Annotated in this window: 6 protein-coding genes; all 6 read left to right on the forward strand. The window is 44.7% G+C overall.

Features of this window, described 5'->3' with window-relative positions; genetic code table 11:
- The coding region (locus CAG68_RS06765; RefSeq protein ID WP_202599877.1) for an STAS domain-containing protein at positions 1–318 on the forward strand (318 nt) is incomplete at its 5' end.
- Positions 319–344: 26 nt separating this feature from the next.
- Positions 345–1,211, forward strand: a complete 867-nt coding sequence (locus CAG68_RS06770; protein ID WP_161440948.1) for an OmpA family protein — start codon at positions 345–347, stop codon at positions 1,209–1,211.
- Positions 1,208–3,310: an SLBB domain-containing protein gene (locus tag CAG68_RS06775; RefSeq protein WP_161440949.1), complete on the forward strand. Its 2,103-nt coding sequence runs from the start codon at positions 1,208–1,210 to the stop codon at positions 3,308–3,310. Before CAG68_RS06770 ends, CAG68_RS06775 begins: the two co-directional genes overlap by 4 nt.
- The gene (locus CAG68_RS06780) at positions 3,310–3,996 is read left to right on the forward strand and encodes an AAA family ATPase (protein ID WP_017820661.1); all 687 of its coding nucleotides are present in this window, start codon (positions 3,310–3,312) and stop codon (positions 3,994–3,996) included. Before CAG68_RS06775 ends, CAG68_RS06780 begins: the two co-directional genes overlap by 1 nt.
- An 11-nt stretch (positions 3,997–4,007) precedes the next feature.
- Complete coding sequence (locus tag CAG68_RS06785) at positions 4,008–4,388, forward strand: Hpt domain-containing protein (protein WP_005377636.1); 381 nt, start codon at positions 4,008–4,010, stop codon at positions 4,386–4,388.
- Positions 4,389–4,696: 308 nt separating this feature from the next.
- The coding region (locus CAG68_RS22555; protein WP_443083847.1) for a response regulator at positions 4,697–4,856 on the forward strand (160 nt) is incomplete at its 3' end.

The following is a 4,856-nucleotide window of genomic DNA, read 5'->3' on the forward strand; positions in this document are numbered from 1 at the left end:
GAATTACGCAAACTAGAAATCAATCAAGACAAGTTAGCCATTGAGTTTTTTGGTGACTTAGACGCAAGCGGCTGTCGACAAGCACAACATCACATTGATGAAGTAATTCACAACAATCATCACAAAGAAGTCGAAATTAACCTACAGCACGTCCAATTTCTTGATTCTTCAGGGATTGGTGCCATTGTTTACTTATATAAGCGTCTAGTTGAACGTGAAAGAAGCATGAGTATTGAAAACGTATCAGGCCAACCTTTAGAAATCATGAGCTTGCTTCGTATCAACCATGCCATTCCCGTTAACTCAAAAGGACACTAAAAATACCGGTTTAAACGGAGGTTGGCATGGTAAATCTTTTACGACGATATGCAGTAAGCGGTCTTGTTGTCGGCATGTTTGGTTGTTCGTCGTTTGACTACCCAGAACACGGGAAAGGTGGCTTGGCGGAAAGCTATCAAGATATCTCGATCGAGAATTATCAGTTTTCCCCATTAATGCCTGACGAGCCTTTAGGTCCAGAACATGGGTTAAGGTTTGATTGGCAATTGACCAAGTTACATCTAGACGCACTAATCCAAGAGGGCGCGCGCTGGTGTTTTCCTGCGGCAGTTGTTCAGGCCCTTGAAAAACAAAATAGAATTGCGCGCGAGTTAGAAGGTGGGCTTTTACTCGACGCTGCCAACGACCTTGTGATTCAGCGTCGACGCTTAAACCAGCTCGAACAACAACTCGACTACGTACTGAGCCAAACAACTTGCACACCGCCCGATGATATTGAAGCACTACGTAGCGACCTAAACATAGTCTCGGATATCTATGCACTACTTAATATCGACAACCAGTTTGCTGTCGATTCAGCAGAAATCAACCCGAAGTACATGGGACATTTGGCAGAAGCAGCCTACATTTTACGTGACCACCCCAACCTATCTCTTGTAGTAACGGGGCATGCGGATGCAACTGGAACACCCGATTACAACCAGAAACTTGCTCAAGCGCGTGCGGAACAAGTAAAGCGTTACCTAACCGTATTTGGTATCACTTCAGAGAGAGTCACTACCAAATCTGTCGGAGACAACCTGCCACTCTATGAAGGTGAAACATCCGCCGTGCGTTTAACTAATCGTCGAGTAAGCATCGAGGTTATTAGCCCTAATTCAGATAGCGATACCTCAATAAACCGCAACCCAACGGCAGGAGGCGCGCTATGAACACGATGAAACCATTTATCCTCTTAATGTTGTTGTGTCTGGTCGCGTGGGTACCTTCTTCCATAGCGGATGAGAGCAATACTGTTAAGGTCGGTGATTTAATACAGATTAACTTACCTGGAGAGGCGTCGTTAAACCAAGGGTTTCAGGTTGATCGTCGTGGACGAATTAATTTACCAGAAGTCGGCCCTGTGTTAGTGGCCGGCTACAATGAACAACAACTCCAAGACGTGATTATCGACAGGCTAAAGACCGTGTATCGTGACGTTAACAACGCTCGAGTTTTTATTAAACAGCAACAGTTGTTAGTGTCCGTTCAAGGCTACGTGGTCAAACCCGGTGAATATACCTTACCTTCTGGGTCCAACATTCAAATGTTTGTGTACGAAGCTGGCGGCCTGCGCGCTGGGGCTCAGCTTGATAAAATGATCGTGAAACGTGGAAATAAAAACATTGAATTTGACTACAAACGCTTCCTTGATACGGGTGACAATAGCCAACTGCCAAAACTAGAATCACTGGATGTCTTATTTGTCCCCGCTTCCCCACTCGTAGGGAATATTGAGCAAGAGTTTGATGCAGCAAAACTCGCGAATTCAGGTGACAGCGCAGATTCCGCTCGTGCAATCAAAATCTTTGGTGAAGTCAACGCACCTGGCTCGTTCTCATACAAGCCAAACACCACGCTAGTTGATGTCGTAATGCGAGCTGGCGGCGTGACACGATATGCCAGTGTTGAGCAAATTCGCGTGATAACAAACAATAACCCAACCATGTTTAACCTGAAAAAGTACCTTGATACTGGAGACCAAAGCCTACTGCCGGAGATCCTGCCAGGTGCCACCATCTTTGTCCCAAAACAGGAAGAAGAAATCAAAGCAGGTGCAAATGTGGTTTACGTGATGGGTGAAGTCGCCCATCCTGGGGCATACGAAGGCAAGCAAGGCGCTAGCTTCATGGATATCCTCGCCAACGCTGGCGGGCCCACTCGCTACGCAGAATCTCGCCAAATTCGCGTTATAAAAGCCGATGGCAAAGTCATCAAATTCGATCTTACCGCGCATACAGAAGGACTATCTTCAGCCAGACCACCAAATGTTGGATCAGGAGACGCGATTTTCGTACCGGAGAAAACCGATTTCAATGAGAAGTCTTGGTTAAAAGTAGCACCTAGTCGAGCGGTCGCAGTGATGGGAGAAGTTGTTCGCCCTGGACGCATCGAGTGGTCAGACGAAATGGATTTGATTGATCTGCTTGCACACGTTGGAGGCCCAACTCGACGAGCTGATACCACCAAAATTGAAGTCGCCAATAACGGTCAAATGACACAATTTGACTTAGACCAATACATTCTGGATGGCTCACCAACATCAAGCCTACCTCAAGTTTCCGCTGGTACAGTCGTAAGGGTACATGCATTGCCTGACGACCCATCCGATAATAAATCGCAATGGGTAAGCCAAAGCTCTGACGCATCGATATACGTTTTCGGGCAAATCAATGCACCTGGGCGCTATCGTTTCACCGAAGATATGCATTTTCTGGATATTTTGTCTGCCGCCGATGGACCGACAATGGATGCAGATATTCACAACATCCGTGTCACACACCGAGGCCTAGGTTATGCCAAAGTGAGTAAATTGAATTTATCGATGTACTTTGAAACAGGCGATGAGTCAATTCTGCCCCACGTTCGTCCTGGTGATACCATTTACATTCCAGAAAAAAACAAAAACTGGTTAGATCGTTCAAAAGAGTCCACGGTACGCGTATTAGGTGAAGTAAGAGACCCAGGGCGGTACGTATTCAATGACAACATGACTGTGCTTGATCTGTTAGCGGAAGCAGGAGGACCAACTGACAATGCCTACCTTGAAAAGATCAGTGTGGTCAATATGTCTTGCTGCCAAGGCCAAGCCCGAACATTTGATTTGGTGAACTTTAGTAAAACAGCCAACATTTATGAGCTGCCAGTTATTCGCGCAGGCGACACGATTTACATTCCCCATAAAGACGAAAGCTTTGTTGAAAAAGCGAGGGCCGGATTAAGAGATATTTTACAAATCACCACAACCATCGTGTTAATAGGAGCGTTGTAATGACTATTCCTGCAACTCACGCTGAGATTGAGCAAATTTATCTTCAGAGCGAACAGAAAGGCCACAAAACGATTTGTGTTGTGGGTTGTAAATCTGAAGATGGTGTCACTTCCGTGGCGTCATCTCTTGCAGAGCGCTTGGTTTTAGCAGGGCACAATACTTTGTATGTAGACCTTAACTTATTCAAACCCGCTTATCACACTGTTCACGAATTTGATGATGACGAGAAGGTTGGCCATTTGATCACACGAGAGAATACACATCAAACTTTAGTCGGCCTCCCTGCTCCATCTCTCGCCAGCACTCAGTTAGCGTACCGAGACCCAACAATGCTGAAACGAAACATTGCACAATGGTTAACGCAGTACGAGCGCGTCGTGATAGATACATCACCACTTCTCAGTGTCAACCGAAGCAATATTGCGCCTCAAGTGATTGCTGGCGTATGTGATGCTACTTTGTTAGTAGCGCATTATGGTTCTACGACTGCAACCCAGCTCGAGCAAGCCAAAAAGCTACTCGATGCTAGCGATGCGAACTTGATTGGTTCTGTCTTGAACATGAAGCATACACCAAGCCTGAAAGATGAGTTAATCCGCCAAGTTTCCAAGCTGCGTTTCTTACCAAAAAAGTGGAAAGAAAAACTGTCTCAGCAAATTAAAAAAAGCGAACTGTTTATGTTATAGGGAGCGCTATTATGACGATAAATAACACATTGACTATCGAGCAAGAATTAGTGGATGAGCATATTCTTCAGCAAATGATCAAAGATACGTGCGCCGAAATCATCCCTACCTTGATTGATCACTATGTCGAAGAGTCACGCGATCGCATGGAGAAAATAGAGCAAGCATTAAGCACAAAAGACCTTCAAACATTAGAGTTCGAGGTTCACACACTGGGCAGTTCTGCTCTCGCTCTAGGCAATCGAACGCTTTCAAGACAAGCAAGAATGATTGAGAAGTACTGTGTCGAAGGAAAAATACCAAAAGCATTGGAGCTTTGTGAAACACTTCCTCAACTCGCCAATGAATCGTTTGATGCGTTAGAAAAGCGAAAAGCTCAAGGGTTTGAGTAGTATCAGTGTCTTACTCCCTAGCGAAGCATCGCGTTTGATAAAGCGCGATGCCGACATCATCTCAGAAATTTAGGCTCCAAATTCAATCACCCTCGCCAAGCCACACACCTTGAAATTATTTGGGCATAACTTAATCAATTAAAAAGTATGGATTTTTCGCAAATTTCCTACCTTGTGCTAATACTTAAATAACGCTTTTCTCAAATTGAGAATTTTCAGCACTAGAGAGCTATAAACCACTCATAATGCCAAATAGTAGTGCTGACAAAAATCATAAAAAATGAAACAAACTACGTTGGGATGGGACTATGAGACCAAGGGTGTTACTGGTAGAGGACTCTACTTCACTAGCCATACTTTATAAGCAGTATGTGAAAGACGAACCTTATGACATTTTTCATGTCGAGACAGGTCGCGAAGCGATTCAATTTATTGAAAGAAGCAAACCTCAGCTCATCATTCTCGATT

The sequence above is a fragment of the Vibrio sp. V42_P2S4T144 genome, from assembly GCF_009904715.1.
GTDB lineage: Bacteria > Pseudomonadota > Gammaproteobacteria > Enterobacterales > Vibrionaceae > Vibrio > Vibrio alginolyticus.

Excerpts from the sequence above, each read along its gene's own strand:
- CAG68_RS06770 (WP_161440948.1), top strand. The coding sequence starts at position 345 with ATGGTAAATCTTTTACGACGATATGCAGTAAGCGGTCTTGTTGTCGGC.
- CAG68_RS06775 (WP_161440949.1), top strand. The coding sequence starts at position 1,208 with ATGAACACGATGAAACCATTTATCCTCTTAATGTTGTTGTGTCTGGTC.
- CAG68_RS06780 (WP_017820661.1), top strand. The coding sequence starts at position 3,310 with ATGACTATTCCTGCAACTCACGCTGAGATTGAGCAAATTTATCTTCAG.
- CAG68_RS06785 (WP_005377636.1), top strand. The coding sequence starts at position 4,008 with ATGACGATAAATAACACATTGACTATCGAGCAAGAATTAGTGGATGAG.